At 25.6% G+C, this 1,356-nt stretch carries 2 protein-coding genes; one reads left to right on the forward strand and one right to left on the reverse strand.

Going from position 1 to position 1,356, the window contains the following annotated elements; translation table 11 throughout:
- Window positions 1-214: 214 nt before the first annotated feature.
- The gene (locus tag CD032_RS06960; protein ID WP_019467891.1) at window positions 215-433 is read right to left on the reverse strand and encodes a hypothetical protein; all 219 of its coding nucleotides are present in this window, start codon (window positions 431-433) and stop codon (window positions 215-217) included.
- Window positions 434-1,187: 754 nt separating this feature from the next.
- Between CD032_RS06960 and CD032_RS13115 the strand changes: the two genes are divergently transcribed.
- The gene (locus tag CD032_RS13115) at window positions 1,188-1,328 is read left to right on the forward strand and encodes a hypothetical protein (protein WP_155395434.1); all 141 of its coding nucleotides are present in this window, start codon (window positions 1,188-1,190) and stop codon (window positions 1,326-1,328) included.
- The last annotated feature ends 28 nt before the right edge of the window (window positions 1,329-1,356 follow it).

Below are 1,356 nucleotides of genomic sequence, written 5' to 3' on the forward strand. Positions count from 1 at the left end.
TTTTCTAGCTCCTTTTGAGCAATATCCATATTGGATTATAAAATATTTCTTGTTAATTAAGCACACTAAGTAACCAATTTTCATAATGCTACGTCTTGATTTTATATTGATTCTATAGTTTAACTGTAGGTATAAATCTTAAAAAACAATTCATGATATCAATATACTTATATTTCACACCGATAATTTAATAAACTATGCTACTATATATAAATTAAACGTTATCGTTCAAAAGTTCTACGTCTATTGAAATAATATTATTCACATTAATATATCTACCACTATCTTTTAAGTAAAAGTATTCATGCTTTTTAATCGCTTTTTCAAACCTTTTTAATGCCACTGCTTCACTAATTTGCCAAATATTTTCTACATATTCACGAAACATATTTCCATCGTTCGTTTTTATTTTAAAAACAAAAATTTCGTCCATCTATATTCACCCTGTGTAAGTATTATAAATTAATTATCCAACTAATTACTTAGCATTGCAAATTAGATACTTTATATAATGTTCTCCGTGAATAAAATTCTAAATTTTTCCGGCCATTAATGCTCCTTATGTGTTATTTAAAAAATCGATTTTTTCTGTCGTATTTTAGTATGTATATGTTTTTAACTTCTAAATTTTTCCGTTACATTCATCCAATAATTCCAAAATGATATTAAGCTTAGAGTAAGCGTAAGCCTTTGCCATTGAGTAGTTATGTTCAAGTTCAATATCATTTAAAGGTGATCTCTAACTGACATCCTATATGATGATGAACTTACAGTAACAACACGCGCTGAATTACTTTCTTTTAATATATCAAATAACGTTAATTATGTTCCTAACATTCGTCTGTGTTGTATCAAAAATGTATAAACATATAGTTATTCGTTTGATCTACAATAATCATATTTGATTTACATATAACTATAAGTATTTTCACAAAAAATAATAATCATCATAACTTTTTGTTATCACTTTTATTTTTTAGGTATAGTACAATTAAGATAATAATTTATTTTAAAATCAATTTAAAAATTGTATCACCAAAGTTTTTTTACGATAACTTAAGAATTATTTAGAACACTACATAATGGTTATTTAATTCATTTTTCGCACTTACGTGTGTTTGAATATCATAATTTAGAATAACGACTTTTGTTGTTCATATATATTATAATTTTAGGAGGATTCACTTATGTCAAAGGAAGCAAAAGAATTAACAAATGAGGAATTATTAGAAAGGCAAAAACAACAGTTCGAAGAGTATAAAGAACTCGAAAAGAAAAAGAAGAAGAAAAAATGGTTTTGGGGCTGTGATATGCTCCCTTCAAAGTAGACACTTAAAAATGTAAACTTTGAAGGGA

Source organism: Staphylococcus cohnii subsp. cohnii, from assembly GCF_002902365.1.
GTDB lineage: Bacteria > Bacillota > Bacilli > Staphylococcales > Staphylococcaceae > Staphylococcus > Staphylococcus cohnii.

What these genes read in the sequence shown, in the direction of transcription:
- CD032_RS06960 (WP_019467891.1), bottom strand. Translation starts at nt 433, where the DNA reads ATGGACGAAATTTTTGTTTTTAAAATAAAAACGAACGATGGAAATATG.
- CD032_RS13115 (WP_155395434.1), top strand. Translation starts at nt 1,188, where the DNA reads ATGTCAAAGGAAGCAAAAGAATTAACAAATGAGGAATTATTAGAAAGG.